Genomic DNA, 24,073 nt, shown 5'->3' with positions numbered 1-24,073 from the left:
CGTGTCGAGAGCGTAAGCCCCGGCGCCTTGTCGGTCCAGGGGCGCGGGGCTAGCCTGCCGCCTGACGTGCCATCAGATGTGACCACCGAGGCCGGAGGGGACGCGCCGCATGGACCTCACGTACACCGAAGAGGAGGAGGCCTTCCGGGCCGGGTTGCGCGAGTGGCTCACCGGAGTGCTGCCCGAACTCCCCGCCAAGCCGTCACCCCAGGACTGGCCGGGACGCCGCGCCTACGACACCGGGTGGCAGCGCCTGCTGCACGACGCGGGCTACGGAGAGGTGCACTGGGACGCGTCCCCGACGCAGCGACTCATCTTCCTGGAGGAGACGGAGAAGGCGGGCGCGCCCTACGTGGGCGCCAACTTCGTGGGCCTGCTGCACGCGGGCCCGACCATCGCCTCCGAAGGCACCCCCGCACAGCGCGAGCGGTGGCTGCCGCCCGTCCTGCGCGGCGACGAGGTCTGGTGCCAGGGGTTCAGCGAGCCCGACGCCGGGTCCGACCTCGCGTCGCTGCGCACGCGCGCGTGGCGCGACGGCGACCACTATGTGGTGAGCGGGTCCAAGATCTGGACCTCGCACGCCGAGGTCGCCGACTGGTGCGAGCTCCTGGTGCGTACGACGCCGGTGAGCGAGGCGGTGCCCAAGCACCGGGGCATCACGTGGCTCGCGATGCCGATGGACGCCCCGGGGATCACGGTGCAGCCGCTGCGCACCCTCGCCGGGTCCACGGAGTTCGCGGAGATGTTCCTCGACGAGGTGCGGGTCCCGGTCGCCCACCGCGTGGGCGACGAGAACGACGGCTGGCGCGTGACGATGGTGACCCTGTCGTACGAGCGGGGCACCGCCTTCGTGGGGGAGGTGGTGGCCTGCCGACGGGTCCTCGGAGAGCTGGCCCGCGAGGCCCGCGGGAACGGCCGCTGGGACGATCCGGCGCTGCGGCGCAGGCTGGGCCGCCTGAACGCCGAGTTCTCGGCGCTGTGGCGGCTCACGCAGTGGAACGTGAGCGAGGCGCAGCGCACGGGCGGGGTGCCGGGGGCGGGCGGCTCGGTCTTCAAGCTGCGGTACTCGCACGCGCGCCAGGAGCTGTACGACGCCGCGGCCGAGGTGCTCGGCGCGGGCGCGCTCGACCTCGGGCAGGAGTGGACCCTCGACCGCCTCTCCGCGCTCTCGTACACGATCGCCGCGGGCACCTCGCAGATCCAGCAGAACATCGTGGCCGAGCGCATCCTCGGCCTCCCGAAGGGGCGGTGAGGGGGCGCATGGACTTCCAACTGAGCGAGGACCAGCGTGCGTTGCGGGACGGGATGCGGCGGCTCCTGGCGGGCCGGTTCGCGCTGCGGGACGCCACGGACCGGGTCGACCGGGTCGACCGGGCGCTGTGGCGCACGCTCGGCGACGCGGGGTTCTTCTCGCTCGCCCTGCCCGAGGAGGAGGGCGGGGTCGGACTGGGGCTCCCGGAGGCCGTGTTGGTCTTCGAGGAGGCGGGGCGGGTGCTGCTGCCAGGGCCCGCCGTGGCGTCGTTCCTGGCGGCGGGTGCCGTCCCGGGGGCCGCGTCCGGGGACGTCGTGGTGACCGCGGTCGACGGCTCGCTGGTGCCGTGGCTGGACGGCGCGGACGTGGTGCGGGGCGATGCGACCGGCGCCGTGCCGCTGCGGTCCGTCGACCCGTTGACGCCGCTGCACCGGGTGCCCGACGGCGGCCACCTGGACAGGGCCGCCCTCCTGTACGCGGCCGAACAGCTGGGCAGCGCCGCTCGTACGTGCGAGATGGCCGTCCAACACGCCCGGCAACGTGTGCAGTTCGGGCAGCCGATCGGGGCGTTCCAGGCCGTCAAGCACCTCTGCGCGCAGATGCTGGTGCGGGCCGAGCTGGCCCGTAGCGCCGTCTACGCGGCCGCCGTGACCGGGGACGCCCTTGATGCCTCGGCCGCGAAGCTGCTGGCCGACGACGCGGCCGTACGCAATGCACGGGACTGCCTCCAGGTGCACGGCGGGATGGGGTTCACCTGGGAGTCCGACGTACATCTGCACCTCAAGCGGGCCTGGGTGCGGGCCGAGCTGGGGCGGACGGCGCGGGACGCGGAGGAGGAGCTGGCGGCGGCGCTCTGAGGGGGTGCCCCGTGCGGCGGTCCGGGTGCCGAAAATTGGTCTGTCCGATATCGTGCGGTTTGTCGACTGCTTCGTGGATCCGAGGCCGTCTTGTGAAGGCTACGGAGCGTCGATATCGGGTTGTGTCCTACGCGTGACTCGTCACGGCATGGAGTCGGTGTCCGGCTCGGGTACCTTGTGTGGGATGCGAGTGGTTCAGAGGTCGAGCCATGCCGGTACCGCCCAGGTGGTGGCGCCGGGCCCGGCGATGCGCGCCGCTTGCAGTACAGGGCGGGTTTTCACCCCCGCCTGTTCGACCCCCTGCGATGTGCGTCGCACAGTATGCAGCACGCGTACTCCTTCGCGCTGGAATATGCCCGAAGCGCTTGTTGGGGTGACTGAACGTCAATCATGCTGTCTCCCAAGGGGATCACGTTCCGTGACCCTGTGGAGTCGCGAGGCGATGTGTCCGCCGGTTCGGATGGTGTGAGCGGTGCAGGTGCTTCAAGTTCAACTGGAGGTCGGGGCCGACCCCGCAGAGGTGGGGCGGGCCAGGCGTTGGGCCCGCTCGCGGCTCGCGGGCTCGGGGATAGAGGCCGATGAGCCCGTCGCGGAGACGCTGATCCTGTTGATCTCCGAACTCGTGACCAACGCCGTGGTGCACACCGGCTGTCCGGCCGTCCTGCGCATGCTGTTCCCCGGCGTCCCGGCCGACGTGCCGGGCACGGTCCGGGTCGAGGTGGCCGACAGCAGCGCCCGCCCGCCCGCACAGCGGCATGCGGACGGCGACGACACCAACGGGCGCGGCCTGGAGCTGGTCGACGGCCTCGCCGACCGCTGGGGCTGGCAGCCCGAGGGTGCGGGCAAGAGCATCTGGTGCGAGGTGGACCGGAGCGATTCCGGTGTCCCGGCGGTGACGTTCGAGGGGACGACCCACGACGGGGCGGCCTGCTCCGTCGCGGCCTGCGACGCATCGGCCTACGAGGCTTCGGCCTACGAGGCTTCGGCCTACGGCGCATCGGCCTACGATGCGGTCCCGCGGGTCTACGCATCGACCCTGCGCGGCGTGACGGCCTGCGACGGCGCCGCGTACGGAGGAGCGGTCCACAACAGGGTGGCCTACGGGGACATGGACCTCGCTTACGAAGCGGTGTGATTTGGCGCCCTGAGCCCGTATGCGCCGTCGTGTGCCACGGTGCGCGCGTCCGTGCGCGGGTGGGACGGATCGGTGCATAGCCGACCAATCCCCGGCACGGTGTTGACGTAGCGTGCCCGGTTGATCACGCTTGTGTGCAGCGATCCGCCGTGAGGGGACGTCGAGGGCACCCCGTGACGGGAGGTCCTCGACGAGGCGCGGGCCGCGACATGGCGCCGGTCGGTTCAGAGCACGGCCACCGGCGCCACCGGTGTGCCCGTCGCGCCGACGAACGGCTCCGGCATCGCGGACAGCAGGAACGCGTGGCGGGAAAGTTCTGCACAGGCTGTGGACAAGTTTTCCAGATTCCAGTTCTGGCCTTGCAGCATCCCCATCTCGACCAGGTGGAGCGCGTGGACGGGCAGCCACAGGTTCTCGATCTCCGGCGGGAAGATCTCGAAGGTCAGGGTGTCGTTCGCGACGGCCGCCACGTCCCGTGCGTGGAACCACTCGGGCGTGCGCACGGAGAGGCCGGGCGACGGATAGCCGTACGCGTGCTTGTCGCCCGCGAGGAAGACCCGCAGCTGCCCCGTGCGGACGAGCACGATGTCGCCCGCGCGGACCGTGACACCGCCGAACTCCTCGGCCTCGTCGAGATCTTCGGGCGTGACCGCGTGGTCGCCGGGCAGCCGGTCGAGCCCCTTGGCGCGCGCCACGTCCAGGAGCACGCCGCGCGAGACGATGTGCCGCGCCTTGTCGATGCCGCAGAACCGCGCCCCGGTGTGGGCCGTGATCGTGTCCGCCGGACGGCCGTTGTAGATCTTGCCGGAGTGCGACACGTGCGTGAGCGCGTCCCAGTGGGTGGCCGTCTGCAACCCCATCGTCACCGCGTCGTCGCTGGTGGCGACCGTGCCGGGGCCGAACAGCTCCTGGTTGATCTGCACCATGGTGTGCAGCGGGTTCACCCGGCCGCGGATCAGGCCCGTCTGGACGCCGTCCTCCTCCAGGGGCAGCGCTAGCGGGACGCGGCGCCCGGCGCGTATCTCGCCGGCCGCCGCGCGTACCACCTCGTCGGTGACGAGGTTGAGCGTGCCGATCTCGTCGTCGGCCCCCCAACGCCCCCAGTTGTTCACGCGCTTGGCGATCTCGTGGAACTCCACCGGCAGTGAGTCCGACCCTGACATGAGTCCTCCGCGGGGCTTGTCTTTCGGTATCTGACGGGGCATAGAATCTAACGGTCCGTCAGAAACCGCGGGAAGGGGCCGGGCGTGGGGAACTTCTTGGCAGGCAAGGTGGTGGCCGTGACCGGCGCCGGACGCGGCATCGGCAGAGCCGTCGCGCTCGCCGCGGCGGCCGAGGGGGCGAAGGTCGTCGTCAACGACTACGGCGTCTCCATGGCGGGCGGCGAACCCACCAGCGAGATCGCCGACGCCGTGGTCAAGGAGATCCGGGCGGCGGGCGGCGAGGCTGTCGCCGTCGCCGACGACGTCTCGACCATGGCGGGCGGCCAACGGATCGTCGATGTCGCGCTCGCCGAGTACGGGCGCGTCGACGGAGTGGTCTGCGTCGCCGGGATCCTGCGGGAACGGATGCTGTTCAACATGTCCGAGGAGGAGTGGGACCCGGTCGTCGCCACGCACCTGAAGGGGACGTTCACCGTCTTCAGGGCCGCCTCGGCCGTGATGCGCAAACAGGGCTCGGGCACGCTGATCGGCTTCACCAGCGGCAACCACCAGGGCTCCGTCGCCCAGGCCAACTACAGCGCCGCGAAGGGCGGGATCATCTCGCTGGTGCGGAGCGCGGCCCTCGGCCTGAACAAGTACGGCGTGACCGCCAACGCCGTGGCCCCCGTGGCCCGTACGCGGATGTCCGCCAACGTACCGATGGAGCTCAAGGAGATCGGCGAGCCCGAGGACGTCGCCGCGCTCGTCGTCTACCTGCTGAGCGAGCGCGCCCGCGAGGAGGAGATCACCGGGCAGGTCTACACGATCGCGGGCCCCAAGATCGCGGTGTGGGCGCAACCGCGGGAACTGCGCGCGGGGTACGCGGCGGACGGACCGTGGACACCGGAGAAGATCGCCGACTTCCTGCCGGGGACCGTGGGGACCGACCCGATGCCGCTGCTGGCACACCTTGCGGCCATGGCGAAGGCGGCGGACGGCCGGGAACGGCCGAACGCGTAGGCGGGGGCGGCGCGGTGGAGTTCGGGTTCGGACCGGAGGACGAGGAGTTCCGCGCCGAGGCGCGGTCCTGGCTCGCCGCACACCTCATCGGCGACTTCGCGTCCGCGGCGGGGCGGGGCGGGCCCGGCAGCGAGCACGAGGGGGGTGCGGTACGGCGGGCCTGGGAACGGGAGTTGGGGCGGGGCGGGTGGATCGGGCTCGGGTGGGGGACGGAGGCATTGACGGGTGCGGGCGCGGGCCCGGGCGCGGGCGCGGGTCCGGGTGCGAGTACGGGTACGGGCGCGTACGGGAATCGGTGCGTCGGCTTGACCCAGCAGGTCGTCTGGGCCGAGGAGTACGCACGGGCCAGGGCGCCCGGACGCTATGGGCACATCGGGGAGAACCTGCTCGCACCGACGCTCCTCGCGTACGGCAGTCAGGAGCAGTGCGACGAGTTCCTGCCGCCGATCGCGCGCGGCGAGGCGCTGTGGTGCCAGGGGTACAGCGAGCCCGGGGCCGGATCCGACCTCGCGGGGGTGCGGACGCGGGCGGTGCGGGACGGGGCGGACTTCCGCGTCACCGGGCAGAAGATCTGGACCTCGCTGGCGCGGGAGGCGGACTGGTGCTTTGTCCTTGCGCGTACGGCGGCGGGGGCGGGGGCGGGGGCGGGGCCAGGGTCTCAGGGGGGCGGGCGTGGGCATGAAGGGTTGTCCTTGCTGCTCGTGCCGATGGATCAGCCCGGCTGTGTCGACGTACGGCCCATTCAGCAGATGACCGGGACGTCCGAGTTCAACGAGGTCTTCTTCGACGGCGCACGCGCGCGTGGCGCCCATGTGGTCGGCGGGGTCGGCAACGGGTGGCGGGTCGCCATGGGACTGCTCGGGTTCGAGCGGGGCGTGTCCACGCTGGTGCAGCAGATCGGCTTCGCGGAGGAGCTTGCGGACGTCCTGCGGGAAGCGGTCGCCTCCGGCGCGGTGGAGGACGCCGTGGTGCGGGAGCGGTTGGTGCGGCAGTGGGCGGAGTTGCGGGTCATGCGGTGGAACGCGCTGCGTACGTTGGGCCGTTCGGGAAGTTCGGGAAGTTCGGGAAGTTCGGGAAGTTCCAGGGAAACCGGGGCCGGGGCGGCCTTCGGGGCGCCCAGTGTCGCCAAGCTGTTGTGGGGGCGGTGGCATCAGCGGCTCGGGGAGCTCGCCATGGCCGTGCGGGGCGCGGCGGCGGCTGCGGGGCCGGAGGACTGGAGCGCGGACGCGCCCTACCGACTCGACGCCCTGCAGCGGCTCTTCCTCTTCAGTCGCGCCGACACCATCTACGGCGGCTCCGACGAGGTGCAGCGGAACATCATCGCCGAGCGGGTGCTCGGTCTGCCGAGAGAGGCCAGGGGGCCTCGGTGAGGGGCATGCGTGATGAAGGGCGTTGTCTTCGACGGGACGCGGGCCGAGGTGGTCGACGACCTGGAGATACGGGACCCGGGGCCGGGGGAGGTGCTCGTCGCGGTGGCCGCGGCGGGGCTGTGCCACAGCGACCTCTCGGTGATCGACGGGACCATTCCGTTTCCGCCGCCCGTGGTGCTCGGGCATGAGGGGGCGGGGGTCGTCGAGGCGGTGGGCGCCGGGGTCACCCATGTGGGGCCAGGAGACCACGTGGCGCTCTCGACGATCGCGAGCTGCGGGGCCTGCGCGGACTGCAACCGGGGCCGTCCGACCATGTGCAGAAAGGCCATCGGCGCGCCGGACCAGCCGTTCTCGCGGGGCGGCAAGCCGGTGTACCAGTTCGCGGCCAACTCCGCCTTCGCGGAACGCACGATCGTCAAAGCGGTACAGGCCGTACGGATTCCCGACGACATTCCGTTCACGTCGGCGGCGCTGATCGGCTGCGCCGTCGTGACGGGCGTCGGGGCCGCGCTGAACCGTGCCCGGGTCGGGCTCGGCGACTCCGTCGTGGTCATCGGTACGGGCGGCATCGGGCTCAACGTGCTGCAAGGCGCGCGGATCGCGGGGGCCTCGACGATCGTCGCGGTCGACGCGAACCCGGCGAAGGAGGCGGTGGCACGGCAGTTCGGGGCCACGCACTTCTTCGCGTCGACGGAAGGGGTGCGGGAGGTGCTGCCCCAGGGGGCCGACCACGCCTTCGAGTGCGTGGGCCGGGTCGAGCTGGTCCGGGAAGCGATCGACCTCCTCGACCGGCACGGGCAGGCGGTGCTGCTCGGGATGCCCGGTGCCGGGGCGGAGGCGTCGTTCGTGGTCGCGTCCATGTTCCTGGACAAGTCCATCCTCGGCTGCCGGTACGGGAGTTCGCACCCGCAGCGGGATTTCGCGCTGTACGCGGAGCTGTACCGGAGCGGGCTGCTCCTCCTCGACGAACTGGTGACGACCACGTACGCGGTGGAGGACTTCGGGAAGGCGGTGGAGGACGCGGGGGCGGGGCGGGTCGCGCGGGGGGTTCTGACGTTCTGAGGGGTTCCGCGGTGGGTCCGGCGGGGGTGAAAACCCCGAGACTCCGAAGGTGGGGGCAACTAGCGTCGGCGTATGAGCTATCGCGAGATCGTGTCCGGCGCCGTGGTGCGATGGGCCGCGGTGGCCGTGGGGGCGAGGACGCCCGTGGCGGCCGCCCCCCTCGCCCTTGTGTTCCTCGTCAGGGACCGCCCCGGCGGCTACACGCTGGGAGCGGTGCTCGCCGCGGCGTACGTCGCGGGCGAGATCGCGGGCGCCCCCCTGCTCGGCATGCGGCTGCGCCCCGAACGCGCCCGCCCGCACCTCGCGGCGGGCCTGGCCGTGGGCGCCCTCGCGTTCACCGCACTGGGCACGTTGCCGGACGCGCACCCCGCCGCGCTCGGCGCCTTCGCCTTCCTCGCGGGGGCCGCGCCCGCCGCGTCCCCGGGCGGCCTGCGCGCCATGCTGACCAGCCTCGTGCCGGAGCGGGCCGCCGCCCAGGCCCTGGCGGTCGAGTCGATGCTGACCTTCGGCGTGTGGGCGGTCGCTCCCGCCGCCGTGACGGGCCTCGCCCTCGGAGTCTCCGCCGCGCTGCCGCTGCTCCTCGCGGGCGTGCTGATGGCGTCCTCCGCGGTGGGGCTGTGGATGCTGCCCGCGGGGTGGGAGTCGGACGCGGGCGACCGGGGCGGGGAGTCGATGGCGCGGATCCTCGTACGGGCCTGGCCGGTCTTCGTGACGGGCGCGGCCAGCCTGTCGATGCTCGCCCTCGCCGAACTGGTGCTGCCCGCGCTGCTCGAACAGCGGGGCATCGAGGTGGGCTGGGCGGGCCCCTTGCTGGCGGGGCTTGCGGTGGGGTCGGCCGTGGGGTCGTTCGTCTACGGGCTGCGGCGGTGGCCAGGCAGGCTCCGGACGCAGAGCATGGTGCTGATGTTCGCGGTCTCCGGGTGCCTGGCGCTGGTGGCCGTACTGCCCGGCGTCTGGTGGCTCCTGGCGGCCCTGCTCGTCGCCGGGCTGCTGCAGGCGGGGGCCATGCTCACCCGGAACCTCTCGCTGCGCGAGGTGCTGCCGCCGAGCGCCCTCGCGGCGGGCTATTCGGTGATGTACGCCTCCGTGGGCGCCGGTTACGCGGCGAGCGGCTCGCTGGCCGGCGGGCTGTTGAGCGTCGTCTCGCCGTCCACCGCGATCCTGGCGGGGGTGGGCCTCGGCGTGGTCCTCACCGTGATCGGGGTGCTGGGCGAGGTGAAGCCGGTGGGCGCGGAGGCGGGGCGCGCGGAGGCCGGGAGCGTTGAGGCCGGGCACGTCGCGGCTGGGCGCGTCGAGACCGGGCGCGTCGAGACGGCGGGGTCAGCGGGTGGCGACGTCACGGAAGGTGCGGCGGTACGTGGTGGGGGTGACCCCGACCGCTGCCTGTAGGTGCTGCCGCATCGACTGGGCCGTGCCGAAGCCCGCGTCCCGCGCCACCTGGTCGACGGAGAGCTCGGTCGACTCCAGGAGGTGGCGCGCGCGTTCCACCCGCTGCTGCGTCAGCCACTGGCCTGGGCTGATGCCCACTTCCTCGCGGAACCGCCGGGTGAACGTGCGGACCGACATCGACTCCTGTTCCGCCATGTCCCGCAGTTGCAGCGGCTGGTCGAGGCGGCCGAGCGCCCAGGCCCGCGCGGTGCGCGTGGTCGCCAACTGCGGTTCCGGCAGGGGCCGGTGGATGTACTGGGCCTGGCCGCCGTCCCGGTGCGGCGGTACGACGGTGCGGCGGGCCACCTCGTTGGCGACCGCGGTGCCGTGGTCGCGGCGTACGACATGGAGGCAGAGGTCGATGCCCGCGGCCACCCCCGCCGACGTCAGCACGTCGCCGTCGTCGATGAACAGCACGTCCGGGTCCACCCGGACCTGCGGAAAGAGCTGCTGGAAGTGGTCCGCGGAGGACCAGTGCGTGGTCGCAGGGCGGCCGTCGAGGAGGCCCGCGGCAGCCAGCACGTACCCGCCCGTGCAGATGGAGACCAGCCGCGTGCCGGGCCTGATGTGGGCGAGGGCGGCGGTCAGTTCGGGGGTGAGACGGCCCTCCTCGTAGACCGGTCCCAGTTCGTACGACGCCGGGATGACGACCGTGTCCGCGGTGGCCAGCGCCTCCGGGCCGTGCTCGACGAGGATCGCGAAGTCGGCGTCCGTGCGGACGGGGCCCGGCGGGCGGATCGAGCAGGTCACGACGGAGTAGAGGCGGCGCTGCTCGGGGGTGGTGCGGGCGCCCTTGAAGATGCGCTGGGGGATGCCCAGTTCGAAGGGGATCACACCGTCGAGGGCGAGGACGACTACGCGGTGCCTGGCCGGTTCGGCCGGTCCCGTGGGCGTCTCAGGGGGTGCGGTGAGGTGGGCCATGGCCCGATCTTAGCGAAGGCTGTCCCTCGGGCCACTCGTTCGGAACGAACCGTTTCCCGATCCTGAGTGACGTGACCCAGACAACCGAGACGCCCGCGCGGAGCTCCTCCCCGCCGAACGCGCCGCAGCGCCGTAAGCCCCGTATCCACCGCGCGTGGTTCGTCGCTGCCGTCACCTTCGTGACGATCATCGGCGCCGCCGCGTTCCGCTCCCTGCCCGGTCTGCTCTTCGACCCGCTGCACGACGACTTCGGCTGGTCGCGCGGCACCGTCGGGCTCGCGGTCTCCGTCAATCTCACGCTGTACGGGCTGACCGCGCCGTTCGCCGCCGCGCTCATGGACCGCTTCGGCATCCGCAGGGTCGTCGCGGTCGCGCTGGTCGTGATCGCGTGCGGGTCCGGCCTGACGGTGTGGATGAACTCGGTGTGGCAGCTGCTGCTGTGCTGGGGGCTGCTGGTGGGGCTCGGGTCGGGATCGATGGCCCTCGCCTTCGCCGCCACCGTCACCAACCGGTGGTTCACCAAGCGGCGCGGCCTGGTCAGCGGAATCCTGACCGCGGCCTCCGCCTCGGGCCAGTTGATCTTCCTGCCGCTGCTGTCCTGGATCGTCGAGACGTACAAGTGGCGGCCCGCCGCCGTGACCGTCGCGCTCACCGCCCTGGCGGTCGTCCCGTTCGTGTGGCTGCTGCTGCGGGACCACCCGGCCGACGTGGGCCAGAAGCCCTACGGGGCCACGGAGTTCGTCGCCAAGCCCCCGCCCGTCACGGGTGCGGCCCGGCGCGCGATCACCGCGCTCGTCAAGGCCGCCCGCACCGGGCCGTTCTGGCTGCTCGCGGGCAGCTTCGCGATCTGCGGCGCCTCGACGAACGGGCTCATCCAGACCCACTTCGTGCCCGCCGCCCACGACCACGGCATGGGCGTCAGGGCCGCCGCCTCGCTGCTGGCCGTCATCGGGATCTTCGACATCATCGGGACCGTCGCGTCGGGCTGGTTCACCGACCGCTTCGACTCCCGGCGCCTGCTCGCCGTGTACTACGCGCTGCGCGGTGTCTCGCTGCTCTTCCTGCCGGTCCTGCTCGCCCCGAACGTCCACCCGCCAATGGTCTTCTTCATCGTCTTCTACGGCCTGGACTGGGTCGCCACCGTCCCGCCGACCCTGGCCCTCTGCCGCGAGCAGTACGGCGACGACAGCGCGATCGTCTTCGGCTGGGTGCTGGCCTCGCACCAGGTGGGCGCCGCCCTGGTCGCGTTCCTCGGCGGCGTGGTGCGGGACGAATTCGGCTCGTACAACGTGGTCTGGTACGCCTCCGGGGCGCTGTGCGCGGCAGCGGCGCTGATGGTGCTCGTGATCCGGCGGCGGGGGCCGGAGGCGGGGACTGTGGCGGTCGCTGTGTGAGGCGGCGTGCGGGGGAGCGGATACGCGTGGGCGTCAGCGGGTGAAGCGGCCGAATTTTCCCCGGTGGAAGAGCAGCGGGTCCGCGTCGCCGTCGGCCGTCCCCAGGGCGTCCACCCGGCCCACCACGATGAGGTGGTCGCCGCCCGTGTGCACCGCCTGGATCGTGCAGTCGACCCAGGCGGGGGCGCCCGCCAGCCGCGGCGAACCGGACACCGGCGCCGCGTCGAAGACCACCCCGGCGAACTTGTCGGCGCCGCTCACCGCGAAGCCGCGGCAGAGCTCGCCCTGGTCGGCCCCGAGGACGTTCACACAGAAGACGCCCGCGCGCGCGATGCGCGGCCACGTCGTCGACGTACGCGCCACCATGAAGGAGACCAACGGCGGGTCCAGGGAGAGCGAGGCGAAGGACTGGCAGGCGAAGCCCGCCGGGCCCGCTCCGTCGCCCTCGCCCTCGGTGGGCGGCGCCGTGATCACGGTGACGCCCGTTGCGAAGTTCCCGAGCACCCGCCGGAATTCGCCCCGGTCGAGCGGCGCCCGCTCGTCATCGCCGACCGCGCGCAGCTGAGGGCGCGCCAGGCGAGGCAGGCGCGGCGGGCCCTCGACAGGGGCCGTGGTCGTGCTGGCCCCGACCGACCTGAGGTATCGGACGGCGGTGGCCGCCATTCCTGCGTGTCCCATCACATCCACCATTGAAGCTGACGGAGTGTCAGATGTGAAGGGCGTGGCCGGATCGCTGTGGTCCCAGGCGCATCTTCACCCCCTGGAGTGGGGGAATGCGTGTCTGACCTGGGGTGATGTGGATATGCGGGGGGGGCGTGGCCGGGCGGTCTGCTTCGGCCTGCACGCCCCCATTTGTCAGCGTCCGCGGTACGAGGGTGCGCGGCGCTCCACGAAGCCGGCCACGCCCTCGTTCGCGTCCGCCGTCGTCATGTTGATCTCCTGGGCCGCGGCCTCGGCGGCGAAGGCCGTCGCCCGGTCCGACTCCAGGGACGCGTTGACCAGTTGCTTGGTCAGGGCGAGGGCGCGCGTCGGGCCCGCCGCCAGCCGCTCGGCCCAGGCCCGTGCCGTCTTCTCCAGCTCGTCGGCCGGTACGACGCGGTTGACGAGCCCCATCCTCTCGGCGTCGGCCGCGGACACGGCATCCCCGAAGAACATCAGCTCCTTGGCCCGCTGCGGCCCCACAAGGCGCGGCAGCAGATACGCCCCGCCGCCGTCCGGCACGAGGCCGCGGCGCACGAACACCTCGATGAACCGGGCCTGTTCGGCCGCGACCACCAGATCGCAGGCGAACGCCAGGTGGGCGCCGATGCCTGCCGCGGTGCCGTTCACCGCGGCGATCACCGGCTTCTCGCAGTCGAGCACCGCGGAGATCAGCCGCTGTGCGCCCCGCCTGATGGTGCGGGCGACGTCCCCGGGCACGCGCTCGCCCGTCGCCGGTGCCCCGCGCAGATCGGCGCCCGCGCAGAAACCCTTGCCCGTCGCGGTGATCACTACCGCCCGCACCGTGGGGTCGCCGGATGCCTCATCCAGCAGCGCGATGACGCGTTCCCGCTGGTCCCATGTGACCGCGTTCATGGCCTCGGGGCGGTTGAGCGTGATCCAGGAGATGGCGTTGTCAGTGGTGTGGAGTATCAATGAATCGAGGGGGGCGGCGTTGGGGTGGGGTTGTTGGTCGTGGTGGGGGTCGGGGGAGGCTGGCATGGGGGCGTGGCTCCGTTTCGGGCGGGTGCGGGTGTGGGTGAGGGAGCAGGTGCGGGTGCCGGGGCAAGTGCGGGCGTGGGGGCCGGAGAAGGTGCGGGCGTGGGTGCGTGGGGTGTGGTCAGCGGCAGACCGCGAACGCGTCCAGCGCCACCGCCCCCTGCCCCCTGGGCAGCACCATCAAGGGGTTGATGTCCAGTTCCGCGATGTCGTCGCCCAGTTCGAGCGCCATGCGCTGCACCCGGAGCACCACCTCGACCAGCGCGTCGATGTCCGCGGGCGCCGCGCCCCTGACCCCGTCGAGCAGTGCGGCCCCGCGCAGCTCGGACAGCATCGCCTTCGCCTGGTCCTCACCGAAGGGAGGCACCCGCACGGCCGCGTCCCGCAGGACCTCGACCAGCACGCCGCCGAGCCCGACCGTCACCGTCGGACCGAACAGCGCGTCGTGCGTCACGCCGACCACCATCTCGACGCCCCGCTCCACCATCTGGCAGACGAGGATGCCGTCCAGCGCCACGCCCTCGTAGCGTGCCGTGTCCGTGAGCTCCCGGTAGGCGTCGCGCACCTGGCTAGCGGAGGTCAGCCCGATCTTCACCAGGCCCAGTTCAGTCTTGTGCGCGAGCTGCGGCCCCGACGCCTTCATGACGACCGGATAGCCGACGAGCCCCGCCGCCCGCACGGCCGCCGCCGCGCTGGTCACCAGCTGCTCCCTCGGCACCCGTATCCCGTACGCGCGCAGCAACTGCTTCGCCGCGTGCTCGCTGAGCTGCTGGCCGGGTCGCATCAGGGCCTGCGCCTTGCGGAAGGAGGGGGAAGGAGTGCGCGGCGCCTCGTCGAAGGGGGAGCGGTAGCCGGCCGTGAAGCGGTGGTGGTCCAGATAGGCGCGCACCGCCGTGATGCAGTTGGCGAAGGTGCGGAAGGTGGCGACGCGCGAGGAGCCGAGCAGCGTCTCGCGGTAGGCGTCCTCCGTGCCGACCGGCGATCCCCACACCACGCACACCAGCTTGTCCGTCCGCTCCGCCGCGTCCACCAGGTCCTGTGCGAGCTTGTCGCTCATCGGCGGGAAGGGGCCGGTGATCGGGCAGATCAGCACCCCCACCTCAGGGTCGTCCAGGATCGCGTCGATGATCTTGCGGCCGCGCCAGTCGCCGACGGGGTGCCCGCCGTTGTCGATGGGGTTGGCGACGTTCAGGTACTCCGGTATCCACTGGTGCAGCTCCGCCTGTTTGGCGTCGGAGAGCGTGGGCAGCGCGAGCCCCGCCTCGGTCGCCAGGTCCGAGAAGTGCGCGCCCGTGCCGCCCGAGATCGAATAGACGGCGACGCCGTCCGCCTGCGGCGTGCGGGCGCGGGCCAGCAGGGCCGCCGTATCCTGGAGCTCGTCGAGGCCGTCGACCCGGATCACGCCGAACTGCCGCATCGCCGCGTCCACCACGGTGTCGGCGCCGGTCAGTTTGCCGGTGTGTGAGGCCGCCGTGCGGGCGCCTGTCTCGGTGCGGCCGACCTTCACGGCGACCACCGGCACGCGGCGCCGGGCCGCTCGGTCGGCGGCGAGCAGGAAGGCGCGGCCGTCCTTGAGACCCTCGACGTAGCAGGCGATGGCGCCTACTTCGGGGCGTTCGGCAAAGTAGGAGATGAAGTCGGAGGTCTCTAGGTCGGCCTCGTTGCCGGTCGGCGCCCAGTGGGAGAGCCGGATGCCCAGCTCCTGCAGCGCGAAGACGGGGCGGCCCTGGTGGCCGGACTGGGTGATCAGCGCGATGGCCGGGCCTTCCAGGTCCTCGCGGAACTTCTCGAAGGCGTTCAGGTTCGTGTTCGGTCCGAGCATCCTGAGGCCGGAGCGTTGGACGGCGTCCGCCAGGCGGGCCTGGGCGGCCGCGCCCTCCTCGCCCGTTTCGGCGAAACCGGAGGCGAAAGCGACTGCGAACCTCACCTTCTGCTCTGCGAGTTGCTCGATCGCGTTGAGCGGGTCGCCGATCAGCAGCGCCGCCAGGTCGACCTGTTCGGGCAGGTCCGCGACGGTCGGGAAGCAGGGGATGCCGAAGACCTCGCTGCGGGTGGGGTGTACGGGGTGCACGCGCGCGCCTACCCGCTCGGCCCAAGTGATGAGCTGGCGCGTGATGCCCGTGTTGGGGCGCCCTTCCGTGTCCGACGCGCCGACTACGGCGACGGATGCCGGGCGGAAGAAACGGTCGAGATCGGGTACGCCGGCGTAGAGCGGGCGACCGCTGACGTCCAGGTCGTCCGCCGTGGCGGCTCTGCCGTGGACGGCGCTGGGAGGGAGTTCGCCGCAGGCCACAACATGCGCGCGGCGGGGGTCGGTGGTGAAGGTGCCGTGAGTCGATCCAAGCATCGGTCCGCCCGCTCCTGTGTGACAGCACTTAACTGACGCATAGTCAGATTACTGAACTGACGCTGTGTCAGGAATGGGGCTGCAGGCAAAGCCTGGCGGGGAGGGGTGGGGCGCGGGGTGTGTGCGTGGTGCGGAGTGTCTACGGAACCGTAGGGGCCGGGCGTTGCCAAGGTCGCGAATCAGCCGTCGGGGGGATCGGGGTGCTGTGGGGGCGCGTGAATGGTGGGTGGGGGTGTGGTGTGGTTCAGCGGGTGCGGGGGCTCTTTGGCCGGGGTGTTGTGGGGCGGGGGCGCGGGGGTATGTGCGTACTCGCTATCCCTGCGTCACGCCGTGCGGACAACGGCGGCACAGTGTGCTCGGTGCTCCGTTCGCACATACCCCCACACCCCCTCCGGAGCGCGATCACCTGCCGGCCGGTGGGGGGTGCCCGTTTCCCCCGGGTCTCCACAGCCCCCCCTTCGCTGAGGAGCCCCTCACGAACGCCATCTCGTCGACCTGACGCGAAATAGTCACATCCCACGCCTCCATCGGGATCGGTCTGAGATCCTGGAGATCGATCGAGAGGGGCCGCAGGCATGGAGTGGACGACCCACGGGGAGCGCCAGGTCTACACCAACAAGTGGGTGAATCTGTGTCTGGTCGACGTCCAGCAGCCCGACGGGCGCAGGTGGGAGTACCACGTCGTGCGCCTCCGGCACCTGGCCGTGGCCGCCGTGGTGAATGATCGCCAAGAGGTCCTGATGATGTGGAGGCATCGCTTCATCACGAAGTCATGGGCCTGGGAACTGCCCATGGGTCTGGTGGAGGAAGGCGAGACTCCTGAAGAGGCTGCTGGCCGTGAGGTCTTGGAGGAGACGGGCTACCAGCCTGGTCCCGTCAAGCCCCTCGTCTACGGCGAGCCTGCCAACGGGATCACCGACTCGCAGCACCACGTCTTCCGCATCGACGGCGGGACTTATGCGGGGCCACCGACCGAGAAGAACGAGTCGGACCGCATCGAGTGGATTCCCCTCTCAGAGGTACGCGGGATGATCGACCGCAAGGAGATCGTGAGCAGTGGTTCGCTCATCGGCCTTCTGTACCTCCTCATGGATGAATCGATCCGCTGACTGGTGGGAGGAGTGCCCGTAGCCTCGCTTCAAAGGCCAGGGCTACGGGCTCGTGCCTGTGCGGGGCGAGTTGGTCGTAGAGCTCCCTGAGGTGACCCGTCACTCGCTGAGACGCCACCGTCGAGGCCGACTCCAGGGCCAGCGTGGCGGTGTGGCAAGCCTGATCCAGCTTGCCCTGGTCCAACTGCGTGCGCGCGAGCCAGAACGAGTGGAACGCACGGCCGCGCTGGTTGGCTCGGTTCTCTCGACGTAGTGCGTCCGCGATCAACGGCTCCGCGATCACCGCCTCGCCCAGACGCCCGTGGGCAATGCCCGTGTCCACGATGAGCTTCGCCTCGTCGAAGTAGGACACCCACGAAGGATCCGGGTCGGCTGCCTGGATCTGTTCGAACACGCTCCACAGGCTCGGAGGGGGCGGGTCCCACATCTCCATCCGGAGGTGACCTGTGCGTGCATCCGGCTCCCCTGACGCGAAGGGGGTGCGCCCACAACAACTAAAACCGGCAACAACCGCGCTGCCCGGCCTATCGCGCTATCGCCTTCGCTATCTTCCGTGCGTCCAGCGCCAGTTCGCGGAACATGCCGCTGATCGGGTTCGTGAAGCCGGTGAAGTACAGGCCTGGGGTCTGCTTCGTCGTGCGGCGGCCGTGTGTGGTCGGGCGGCCTCGTGCGTCGAGGATGTCGAGGTCGCCGACCAGGTCTTCGAGGGCGCGGCGGTATCCCGTGGCCGCGATGACGACCTCCGGGGCGATCCTGCTGCCGTCGGCCAGGACGACCTTGCCCTCCTCGAAGGACTCCACGGCGGCGACCGGTTCGACGCGGCCCTTGCGGACGGCGTCGATCAGGCCTACGTCCTGCACCGGGATCGCGCCCTGCTTGGCCCGTGCGTACAGGCCGGTGTCCGGGCGCGGCAGCCCCTGCGCCGAGAGGTCGGGGACGCCGACCCTGGCCATCGGCTTCGCCAGGCGGTCGACGAGCGCGACCGGGAGTCTGCGGCACAGGATGCCGGAGAGTTGCGCGGGCCACCCCGCCGTGGAGCGGCGCACGATGTGCGGTGCGGTGCGGACCGCGAGGCGGACCCGGGCCGCGCCGCCGTCGATGAGGTCGACGGCGATCTCGGCGCCCGTGTTGCCGACGCCGACGACGAGGACGTCCTTGCCGGTGTAGGGGCGGGGGTTGCGGTAGCTGCCCGCGTGCAGGAATTCGCCGGTGTACGTGTCGAGGCCGGGCCAGTCCGGCAGGTGGGGGGTGTGGTTGTAGCCGGTGGCGACCACTACCGCACTGGCGTCGAGTTCGCGGCCGCCGGTGGCGCGCAGCAGCCAGCCCGCGCCGTCGGCGGCGCGCTCCAGGCCGGTCACCTCGACGCCGGTGACGACGTCGAGCTGGTGGTACTCGGCGTACTTCTCCAGGTAGCGGACGACGTTGTCGCGTGACACCCAGCGGCCGAACGACCGGGGGATGGACAGCCCCGGCAGGGCGGAGAGGCGGCGTGTGGTGTGCAGGTGGAGGCGGTCGTAGTGGCCGCGCCAGGAGGCGCCGACGCGTTCGGACCTCTCCAGGACGATCGCGCGGACGCCGCGTGCGCGCAGGGCCGCCGCGACGGCGAGGCCGCCTGGTCCGCCGCCGATGACGTACACGGGGCGGTCGTGCCGGGGCGTAAGCGGAGGGGGCGAGTCGGCCATGACTGGAGAGTAACCGCGCGATTACTTGATGGGTGACGGTCAAGTCCGAAACCGATTGCGAATTGATCACGGGGAGGGGGATGGAGGAGGCCTCCGCTTTTGCGTATTCGGTGCGTGCGAGGTTGAGCTGACGTACCGTCAGGTGTGAGGGGTTGGCTGTTCGTGCTTGGAGGGGCAGGGGGCTCTGTGAGGGAAATGGCTGGTTCGCGTGGGGGTGGGGTGTCGGCCTGTGCGGTTGGTGGGCCTCGTGCGCCCCGTACTTCCCTTGTGATCCACATCCCGACGACGTGATCGGACGGCTTCTCTGATGAGTACGGACCAGCGCGCCGCGCGCTTCGACCTTCCCGAGATCGATGCCTTCACCCGGCCCTATTGGGACGCCGCCGCCGAGGGGCGACTGCTGATCCGCCGCTGCGGCGCGTGTGGCGCGGCCCATCACTACCCGCGCGAGTTCTGCCCGCGCTGCTGGAGCGAGGACGTCACCTGGGAGCGGGCCAGCGGGCTCGCCACGCTCTACACCTGGTCGGTCGTGCACCGGAACGACCTGCCGCCGTTCGGCGGCCGCGTCCCCTACGTCGCCGCCGTCGTCGACCTCGCCGAGGGCCCCCGCATGATGACGGAGATCGTCGACTGCGAGGAGGGTGTGTTGCGGATCGGGATGGCGGTCGAGGTGACCTTCCGGGGTGCGGGTGCGGATGCGGATGCGGAGGTGGTGGCGGGGGTGGGGGTGGGGGGCTTGGCTGTCGCCGTCTTTCGGCCTGCTCTGTCCGTGGCTAATTCGGAGGCGGAGTCCGGGGGTTCGGGCGACGATGGCTCATGACTTCAGATGATGCCGCCGCGTTCTCCTCAGAGTCCTCGGGTGACGCGCCCGTGGCCCAAGGTTCCGGCCCCGGCTGGTTGTTGACCTACGACCTCGAAGCGTTCATGGTCCGCGCCGGGGAGTTTCTGCGCTCCGAGCCCGCCCTGCACACGGTCCTGCTCACCGTCACCGAGACGCTCCGCCTGCGGGGGCTCCAGGTGTACGGGAGCGGGGTGCCCCTCTTCGGCACCTACGCCGACGCCGACGGCACCGTCCGGGGCGCCTTCGCCCGCACCCCGCCCCACCACCTGGCCCTCAGCCCCGTCACCCCCGAGGCCGCCGACGCCCTCGCCAGGCAGCTCGCGGGCGCCGACCCCGAGCTGCCCGGCGTCACCGCCGAGTGGGCCACCGCCGAGGCCTTCACCCGGGCCTGGGAGCGGCACACCGGAGCCACCGCCACGCTCGACACCCGGCAGCGCCTGTACCGGCTCGGCACCCTCATGCCGCCGGAACCCGGGCCCGCCGGGCGAGCCCGTCTCGCCACCGAGGCGGACCGGGACCTGCTTGTCCGCTGGCACCAGGAGTTCGCCACAGCCGTCGGAGAGCCGCCCGCCATGGACTCCCGACCCTGGGTGGACGCCCGTCTCTCCTATGGAGGAGTCACCTTCTGGGAGACCCCCGACGGCGTCCCCGCCGCCATGGCCGGTGCCACCCGTCGGATCGCCGGTCAGGTCCGCGTGGCGCCCGTCTACACTCCTGCCGAGCTTCGCGGGCGTGGCTACGGCGGTGCCGCCACCGTCGCCGTCACCCGCGCCGCCCTCGACGCGGGCGCGGCCGAGGTCGTGCTCTTCACGGACCTGGACAACCCGACCAGCAACGGCCTCTACCAGCGCATCGGCTACCGCCCGGTGCGGGACTTCGCACAGCACAGCTTCCTGCGCCGGAGCGGGGCCTGACGGGCATGCATCACGGCCATAGCAGCTCCTTGGTCCAGCGTGCGCCGGAGGCCGCCCCGGCCTGCTCCGTCTTCCGGTACCGCAGCCGCACGTGCCGGCGCCGCGCGTCGCCCTGGAAGAACTCCGCCTCCAGCGGGTCGAGCACGTACAGGGTCCAGGTGGGGGCGTCCGCGTCCGGCTCCGCCTGCGCGCGCTCCCAGGCCGTCTCGGACGCCGCCGCCAACTCGGGGGTGGAGTGCAGGACTTCGCTCTGGTGGCCCACCAGCGCTGCTGCCAGTGCGCCGGTCGACCTGGCGTGCAGGTCGGCGAGGCTCTCGGTGTGCGGTGCCGTGACGACTCTGCCCCTGATCCGGATCTGCCGGGCCTGCGCCGCCCAGTAGAAGTGCAGGGCCGCCTCAGGGCGGGCCGCGAGCTGGCGGCCCTTCCTGCTGGTCGCGTGCGAGGCGAAGTGCCAGCCATGGCCGTCGGCGTCGTGCAGCATCACGGTCCGCACGTCCGGACCGCCGTCCTCCGCCACCGTCGCGAGCCCCATGGTGTGCGGCTCCGCCTGCCCGGCGGCCACCGCCTCCGCGAACCACGCGTGGAAGAGGGGGAGGGGCGCGGCGGGCGCCGAGGCGGGATCGAACCCGGGCAGCTCGACGTCCCAGACCCGCTGGGCTCTCAGCAGCTTCTGGAATGTGGAGGGGGGAGGGGTGGGGCGGGCGCCGGAGCTTGCGGCTGGAGGTGGCGGCGGTGTCGTCATACGGGGATTGTCACCGGTCGGCCCGCCTGCCCCGTCACCCCTGCCCCGTCACCCCCGCTCCGTCACCCCCGCTCCGTCACCCCTGCCCCATCACCCCCGCCCCAGCACCACCGTCCCCGACGAGCAGAACCACCCGCCCGTGCCTGACGCCACCGCCAGCTGGGGCAGGGTGCCGTCGGGGCGTGCCACCTGGCCCTCGCCCGCCTGGCCGCGGAGTTGTCTCACCGCCTCCACCAGGAGGAAGAGGCCGCGCATGCCGGGGTGCTGGGCGGAGAGGCCGCCGCCGTCCGTGTTGGTCGGGAGTGCGCCGTCCCGGAGCAGGCGGCCCTTCTCCACGAAGGGGCCGCCCTCGCCCTTCCCGCAGAAGCCGAGGTCCTCCAGGGTCACCAGCGTCATGTAGGTGAACGCGTCGTAGATCTCCGCGATGTCGATGTCCGCGGGCCGCACCCCCGCCCGCTCGAAGGCGAGGCGGCCGCTCACCGCCGCCGGGGAGACCGTGAAGTCGGCCCACTCCGACATCGTCGTGTGCGAGACGTGTTCGCCCGTGCCGAGCACCCACACCGGTTCGGCCGCGCAGTCCTGTACGTACTCCTCCGCGGCGAGCAGCACCGCACAGCCACCGTCGGAGCGTATGCAGCAGTGCAGCTTGGTGAACGGGTCCGCGATCATCGGGCCGTCCAGGACCTCGTCGACGGTGAGGGGGGCGCGGAACATCGCGTCGGGGTTGGTCGCCGCGTTCGCCCGTGCCTGTACGGCGACCTGGGCCAACTGCTCCAGCGTCGTGCCGTATTCGTGCATGTGGCGGCGGGCGGCCATCGCGTACTTGGCGATCAGGGAGTGCCCGTACGGGACCTCGAACTGGAGCGGGCCGCGCGCGCCGAAGGAGAGGTTCGACGTACGGCGCCTCGCCTTGATGTCCGCGCGGGCCGTCGACCCGTACACGAGGAGGACGGCGTTGGCGTGGCCCGCGGCGATCGCGTCGGCCGCGTGCGCCGCCATGACCTCCCACGTGGCGCCGCCGACCGAGGTCGAGTCCACCCAGCGGGGCGCGAGCCCGAGGTACTCGGCGACCTCCACCGGCGCCAGCGTGCCGAGGCCCGCAGACCCGATGCCGTCGATCACCTCGCGGCCGAGCCCGGAGTCGGCGAGTGCGCGCCGGGCCGCCTGGGCGTGCAGGGCATAGGGCGTGGCGTCGTCCACCCGGCCGCAGTCCGAGAGGGCGACCCCGACGACGGCGACCTTGCGGGGGCTGCAACAGGCGGCAGAAGACATGGATCTGACGGTACATCAGGTCGGGGGTGGCGGCAGTGGTCTGTGCATATTGGCGCTGTCGCCCTAATATGACGGCCCGTCAGAAATGGGGTCCGGGACCCGTGCCCGGGGGAGGAGCCTGCCGATGGACGCCGCCTTCAGTGCGGAGCAGGGCGAGATCCGCCGCACCCTTCGCGAAATGATCACCAAGCGGTGCGGGCCCGACGAGGTCAGGGCCGCCGTGCGCACCCCGGCCGGTCACGACCCCGCCCTGTGGGCCGCCCTCGCCGAACAGCTCGGCCTGCCCGGTCTCGCCATCCCCGAGGCGTACGGCGGGGTCGGCTGTACCAGCGCGGAACTGGCTCTCGGGTTCGAGGAGTTGGGGCGCGCGCTCGCCCCTACGCCGCTCTTCGCCACCGCCGTCCTCGCCGCCCCGCTCATCCTCGCCCTCGGCACCGACGGGCAGTGCACCGGACTCCTGCCCCGTATCGCCGGGGGTGAGCTGACCGCCGCCCTCGCCGTCCCCGGCGCCGGGCTCGCCACGGCACTCGGCCTCGTCGGGGACAACCGCGGCGACTGGGCGGGCGGTGGCCGCGCGGGCGGTGTGCAGGCGCGGTCGGTCGACGGGGTCTGGCGGCTCTACGGGCAGGCCGAGCAGGTCGTCGACGGGCACAGCGCGGGGCTTCTCGTGGTCGCCGCGCACGCGGGAGGCTTCGCCCGGTCCCGCACGCTCCTCTTCCTCGTACGCGAGGGCGAGCCCGGCATGGTGCGGACGCGGCAGACCGCGTTGGACGAGACTCGTACGCAGGCGCGGGTCGAAATGCGCGACGTGAAGGCGGAGTTGCTCGGTGGGGACGAGTCCGACGTGCCCGGCGCGCTCGCCGCCGTCGGGGACGTCGCCGCCACGGTCGCCGCCGCCGAGGCCGTCGGTGCCGCGGACCGCGCCCTGGAACGTACCGTCGAATACGTTCAGGAGCGCGAGCAGTTCGGTCGCGCGATCGGCTCCTTCCAGGCGGTCAAGCACCGCCTCGCGGACGTGTACGTGCAGGTGCAGGCGGCGCGGTCGGCCGCCTATTACGCGGCGTGGGCCGCGGGCGCGGAGGCCGCCGGGTTCGGCGGGCAGGGCGCGGAACGGGCCGGAGGGCTCGCGCTCGCCCAGGCGCTCGACGCGCTGCGGACCGCCGCGTCGGAGGCGGTGCAGCTGCACGGCGGCATCGGCTTCACCTGGGAGCACGAGGCGCATCTGTACTTTAAGCGGGCGTCCAGTGACGAGCTGCTCTTCGGTCCCGTGCACCGGCTTCGGGCGCGGGCGGCGGAGCGGGCCGCTCTGTTCGCGACCGGGGACGGAGAGGTTCGCTGATGCCGCCCGGGGTGCGTCTGATGCAGAAGATGTCGTCCACCCGGACCTTCGCGAAGCTCGCTCCGCACTTCATCCCCGCGCTGGACCGCGCCGTGCACCGGCTGACCCGCGGCAAGGTGCTGCTGAGCGCGCGGATGCTGCCCGGCGTCATTCTGACCGCGCGGGGCGCGAAGAGCGGGCTGCCCAGGCGTACGCCGTTGGCGTGCATGCCCGAGGGCGGGGGCGGGGGCGGGGGCGAGGGCAGGGGTGAGGTCGGTACGTGGGTGTTGGTCGGGTCCAATTTCGGGCGGCCCGGTCATCCGGCGTGGACCGTCAACCTGCTGGCCGAACCCGACGTCGAGATCAGCTGGCGGGGCGCCGACATCCCCGTACGGGCGCGGCTGCTCGGTGGTGCGGAGCGGGCGGAGGTCTGGGCCGCGGCGCTGACGTTCTGGCCGCCGTACGCCACGTATCAGGCCCGGGTGGACCGGGAGATCCGGCTGTTCCGCCTGGAACGCCGCTGAGTGGGGGAGGGTGTACAGACCACAGCGGCGGATCACCGTGGTGAT

Annotated in this window: 20 protein-coding genes and 2 pseudogenes; 13 read left to right on the top strand and 9 right to left on the bottom strand. The window is 72.1% G+C overall.

The window, feature by feature from the left end:
* The first annotated feature begins 109 nt into the window (after positions 1-109).
* The 3 genes and pseudogenes from ABZ953_RS12640 to ABZ953_RS12630 form a co-directional block, all read left to right on the top strand.
* Positions 110-1,252, top strand: coding sequence for an acyl-CoA dehydrogenase family protein (locus ABZ953_RS12640; protein WP_361721166.1), 1,143 nt, complete (start codon positions 110-112; stop codon positions 1,250-1,252).
* Positions 1,253-1,260: 8 nt separating this feature from the next.
* Positions 1,261-2,109 (top strand): acyl-CoA dehydrogenase family protein, encoded by an 849-nt coding sequence (locus ABZ953_RS12635; protein ID WP_361721163.1) that lies wholly within the window; start codon positions 1,261-1,263, stop codon positions 2,107-2,109.
* 472 nt (positions 2,110-2,581) lie between these two features.
* Positions 2,582-2,980 (top strand): annotated as a pseudogene (locus ABZ953_RS12630) (ATP-binding protein); the annotation flags it as partial.
* Positions 2,981-3,468: 488 nt separating this feature from the next.
* Here ABZ953_RS12630 and ABZ953_RS12625 read toward each other — a convergent pair.
* Positions 3,469-4,407, bottom strand: a complete 939-nt coding sequence (locus ABZ953_RS12625; RefSeq protein ID WP_361721160.1) for a cyclase family protein — start codon at positions 4,405-4,407, stop codon at positions 3,469-3,471.
* 84 nt (positions 4,408-4,491) lie between these two features.
* Here ABZ953_RS12625 and ABZ953_RS12620 point away from each other — a divergent pair, with 84 nt between their 5' ends.
* The 4 genes from ABZ953_RS12620 to ABZ953_RS12605 all read left to right on the top strand — a co-directional run bounded on the left by ABZ953_RS12620 (position 4,492) and on the right by ABZ953_RS12605 (position 9,227).
* Positions 4,492-5,406 carry an SDR family NAD(P)-dependent oxidoreductase gene (locus ABZ953_RS12620; protein ID WP_361721157.1) on the top strand — a complete coding sequence of 305 codons (915 nt, stop codon included), beginning with the start codon at positions 4,492-4,494 and terminating at the stop codon, positions 5,404-5,406.
* Between the two features lie 14 nt (positions 5,407-5,420).
* Positions 5,421-6,776, top strand: a complete 1,356-nt coding sequence (locus ABZ953_RS12615) for an acyl-CoA dehydrogenase family protein (RefSeq protein ID WP_361721154.1) — start codon at positions 5,421-5,423, stop codon at positions 6,774-6,776.
* Positions 6,777-6,788: 12 nt separating this feature from the next.
* Positions 6,789-7,838 carry a Zn-dependent alcohol dehydrogenase gene (locus tag ABZ953_RS12610; protein ID WP_361721151.1) on the top strand — a complete coding sequence of 350 codons (1,050 nt, stop codon included), beginning with the start codon at positions 6,789-6,791 and terminating at the stop codon, positions 7,836-7,838.
* Between the two features lie 72 nt (positions 7,839-7,910).
* Complete coding sequence (locus ABZ953_RS12605) at positions 7,911-9,227, top strand: MFS transporter (protein WP_361721148.1); 1,317 nt, start codon at positions 7,911-7,913, stop codon at positions 9,225-9,227.
* Here the strand turns inward: ABZ953_RS12605 and ABZ953_RS12600 are convergent.
* On the bottom strand, positions 9,159-10,187 hold the full coding sequence (locus ABZ953_RS12600; RefSeq protein ID WP_361721145.1) for a helix-turn-helix domain-containing protein: 1,029 nt from the start codon (positions 10,185-10,187) through the stop codon (positions 9,159-9,161). The genes ABZ953_RS12605 and ABZ953_RS12600 overlap by 69 nt on opposite strands.
* 71 nt (positions 10,188-10,258) lie before the next feature.
* Between ABZ953_RS12600 and ABZ953_RS12595 the strand changes: the two genes are divergently transcribed.
* Complete coding sequence (locus ABZ953_RS12595; protein ID WP_361721142.1) at positions 10,259-11,581, top strand: MFS transporter; 1,323 nt, start codon at positions 10,259-10,261, stop codon at positions 11,579-11,581.
* A gap of 33 nt (positions 11,582-11,614) precedes the next feature.
* Here the strand turns inward: ABZ953_RS12595 and ABZ953_RS12590 are convergent, their stop codons facing one another.
* The 3 genes from ABZ953_RS12590 to ABZ953_RS12580 all read right to left on the bottom strand — a co-directional run bounded on the left by ABZ953_RS12590 (position 11,615) and on the right by ABZ953_RS12580 (position 15,626).
* Positions 11,615-12,259 (bottom strand): flavin reductase family protein, encoded by a 645-nt coding sequence (locus tag ABZ953_RS12590; protein ID WP_361721140.1) that lies wholly within the window; start codon positions 12,257-12,259, stop codon positions 11,615-11,617.
* 177 nt (positions 12,260-12,436) lie between these two features.
* Positions 12,437-13,282: an enoyl-CoA hydratase-related protein gene (locus ABZ953_RS12585; protein ID WP_361721137.1), complete on the bottom strand. Its 846-nt coding sequence runs from the start codon at positions 13,280-13,282 to the stop codon at positions 12,437-12,439.
* A gap of 118 nt (positions 13,283-13,400) precedes the next feature.
* Complete coding sequence (locus ABZ953_RS12580; protein WP_361721134.1) at positions 13,401-15,626, bottom strand: acetate--CoA ligase family protein; 2,226 nt, start codon at positions 15,624-15,626, stop codon at positions 13,401-13,403.
* Positions 15,627-16,201: 575 nt separating this feature from the next.
* On the opposite strand from ABZ953_RS12580, the gene ABZ953_RS12575 reads away from it, so the two are divergent.
* On the top strand, positions 16,202-16,735 hold the full coding sequence (locus ABZ953_RS12575) for an NUDIX hydrolase (RefSeq protein ID WP_361721131.1): 534 nt from the start codon (positions 16,202-16,204) through the stop codon (positions 16,733-16,735).
* Here ABZ953_RS12575 and ABZ953_RS12570 read toward each other — a convergent pair.
* Both ABZ953_RS12570 and ABZ953_RS12565 read right to left on the bottom strand, forming a co-directional pair.
* Positions 16,713-17,126 (bottom strand): annotated as a pseudogene (locus ABZ953_RS12570) (hypothetical protein); the annotation flags it as partial. The gene ABZ953_RS12575 and the pseudogene ABZ953_RS12570 sit on opposite strands and share 23 nt — an antisense overlap.
* Positions 17,127-17,259: 133 nt before the next feature.
* Positions 17,260-18,417, bottom strand: coding sequence for an NAD(P)/FAD-dependent oxidoreductase (locus ABZ953_RS12565; RefSeq protein WP_361721128.1), 1,158 nt, complete (start codon positions 18,415-18,417; stop codon positions 17,260-17,262).
* Between the two features lie 307 nt (positions 18,418-18,724).
* Between ABZ953_RS12565 and ABZ953_RS12560 the strand changes: the two genes are divergently transcribed.
* Both ABZ953_RS12560 and ABZ953_RS12555 read left to right on the top strand, forming a co-directional pair.
* Complete coding sequence (locus tag ABZ953_RS12560) at positions 18,725-19,237, top strand: Zn-ribbon domain-containing OB-fold protein (protein ID WP_361721125.1); 513 nt, start codon at positions 18,725-18,727, stop codon at positions 19,235-19,237.
* A 104-nt stretch (positions 19,238-19,341) separates the two neighbouring features.
* Positions 19,342-20,172 carry a GNAT family N-acetyltransferase gene (locus ABZ953_RS12555; RefSeq protein ID WP_361721879.1) on the top strand — a complete coding sequence of 277 codons (831 nt, stop codon included), beginning with the start codon at positions 19,342-19,344 and terminating at the stop codon, positions 20,170-20,172.
* Between the two features lie 10 nt (positions 20,173-20,182).
* On the opposite strand, the gene ABZ953_RS12550 is transcribed toward ABZ953_RS12555, so the two are convergent.
* A complete protein-coding gene (locus ABZ953_RS12550) occupies positions 20,183-20,914 on the bottom strand; it encodes a pyridoxal 5'-phosphate synthase (protein ID WP_361721122.1) in 732 nt (243 codons plus the stop codon).
* 90 nt (positions 20,915-21,004) lie between these two features.
* The gene (locus ABZ953_RS12545; RefSeq protein ID WP_361721119.1) at positions 21,005-22,186 is read right to left on the bottom strand and encodes an acetyl-CoA acetyltransferase; all 1,182 of its coding nucleotides are present in this window, start codon (positions 22,184-22,186) and stop codon (positions 21,005-21,007) included.
* Between the two features lie 124 nt (positions 22,187-22,310).
* Between ABZ953_RS12545 and ABZ953_RS12540 the strand changes: the two genes are divergently transcribed.
* Positions 22,311-23,525: an acyl-CoA dehydrogenase family protein gene (locus tag ABZ953_RS12540; RefSeq protein ID WP_361721116.1), complete on the top strand. Its 1,215-nt coding sequence runs from the start codon at positions 22,311-22,313 to the stop codon at positions 23,523-23,525.
* Entirely contained in the window at positions 23,525-24,028 is a 504-nt protein-coding gene (locus tag ABZ953_RS12535; protein WP_361721113.1) for a nitroreductase family deazaflavin-dependent oxidoreductase, read from the top strand. The genes ABZ953_RS12540 and ABZ953_RS12535 overlap by 1 nt, the downstream gene beginning before the upstream one ends.
* Positions 24,029-24,073 lie beyond the last annotated feature (45 nt).

The organism is Streptomyces sp. NPDC046465 (genome assembly GCF_040646035.1).
In the GTDB taxonomy this organism is placed as follows: Bacteria; Actinomycetota; Actinomycetes; order Streptomycetales; family Streptomycetaceae; genus Streptomyces.
Note: the sequence above shows the minus strand (reverse complement) of the source record. Positions and strands in the feature narration are given on the sequence as shown.

Coding starts and splice junctions, on each gene's coding strand:
- ABZ953_RS12640 (WP_361721166.1), top strand. CDS start 110: ATGGACCTCACGTACACCGAAGAGGAGGAGGCCTTCCGGGCCGGGTTG.
- ABZ953_RS12635 (WP_361721163.1), top strand. CDS start 1,261: ATGGACTTCCAACTGAGCGAGGACCAGCGTGCGTTGCGGGACGGGATG.
- ABZ953_RS12625 (WP_361721160.1), bottom strand. CDS start 4,407: ATGTCAGGGTCGGACTCACTGCCGGTGGAGTTCCACGAGATCGCCAAG.
- ABZ953_RS12610 (WP_361721151.1), top strand. CDS start 6,789: ATGAAGGGCGTTGTCTTCGACGGGACGCGGGCCGAGGTGGTCGACGAC.
- ABZ953_RS12605 (WP_361721148.1), top strand. CDS start 7,911: ATGAGCTATCGCGAGATCGTGTCCGGCGCCGTGGTGCGATGGGCCGCG.
- ABZ953_RS12600 (WP_361721145.1), bottom strand. CDS start 10,187: ATGGCCCACCTCACCGCACCCCCTGAGACGCCCACGGGACCGGCCGAA.
- ABZ953_RS12590 (WP_361721140.1), bottom strand. CDS start 12,259: ATGGGACACGCAGGAATGGCGGCCACCGCCGTCCGATACCTCAGGTCG.
- ABZ953_RS12585 (WP_361721137.1), bottom strand. CDS start 13,282: ATGCCAGCCTCCCCCGACCCCCACCACGACCAACAACCCCACCCCAAC.
- ABZ953_RS12580 (WP_361721134.1), bottom strand. CDS start 15,626: ATGCTTGGATCGACTCACGGCACCTTCACCACCGACCCCCGCCGCGCG.
- ABZ953_RS12575 (WP_361721131.1), top strand. CDS start 16,202: ATGGAGTGGACGACCCACGGGGAGCGCCAGGTCTACACCAACAAGTGG.
- ABZ953_RS12565 (WP_361721128.1), bottom strand. CDS start 18,417: ATGGCCGACTCGCCCCCTCCGCTTACGCCCCGGCACGACCGCCCCGTG.
- ABZ953_RS12560 (WP_361721125.1), top strand. CDS start 18,725: ATGAGTACGGACCAGCGCGCCGCGCGCTTCGACCTTCCCGAGATCGAT.
- ABZ953_RS12555 (WP_361721879.1), top strand. CDS start 19,342: ATGGTCCGCGCCGGGGAGTTTCTGCGCTCCGAGCCCGCCCTGCACACG.
- ABZ953_RS12550 (WP_361721122.1), bottom strand. CDS start 20,914: ATGACGACACCGCCGCCACCTCCAGCCGCAAGCTCCGGCGCCCGCCCC.
- ABZ953_RS12545 (WP_361721119.1), bottom strand. CDS start 22,186: ATGTCTTCTGCCGCCTGTTGCAGCCCCCGCAAGGTCGCCGTCGTCGGG.
- ABZ953_RS12540 (WP_361721116.1), top strand. CDS start 22,311: ATGGACGCCGCCTTCAGTGCGGAGCAGGGCGAGATCCGCCGCACCCTT.
- ABZ953_RS12535 (WP_361721113.1), top strand. CDS start 23,525: ATGCCGCCCGGGGTGCGTCTGATGCAGAAGATGTCGTCCACCCGGACC.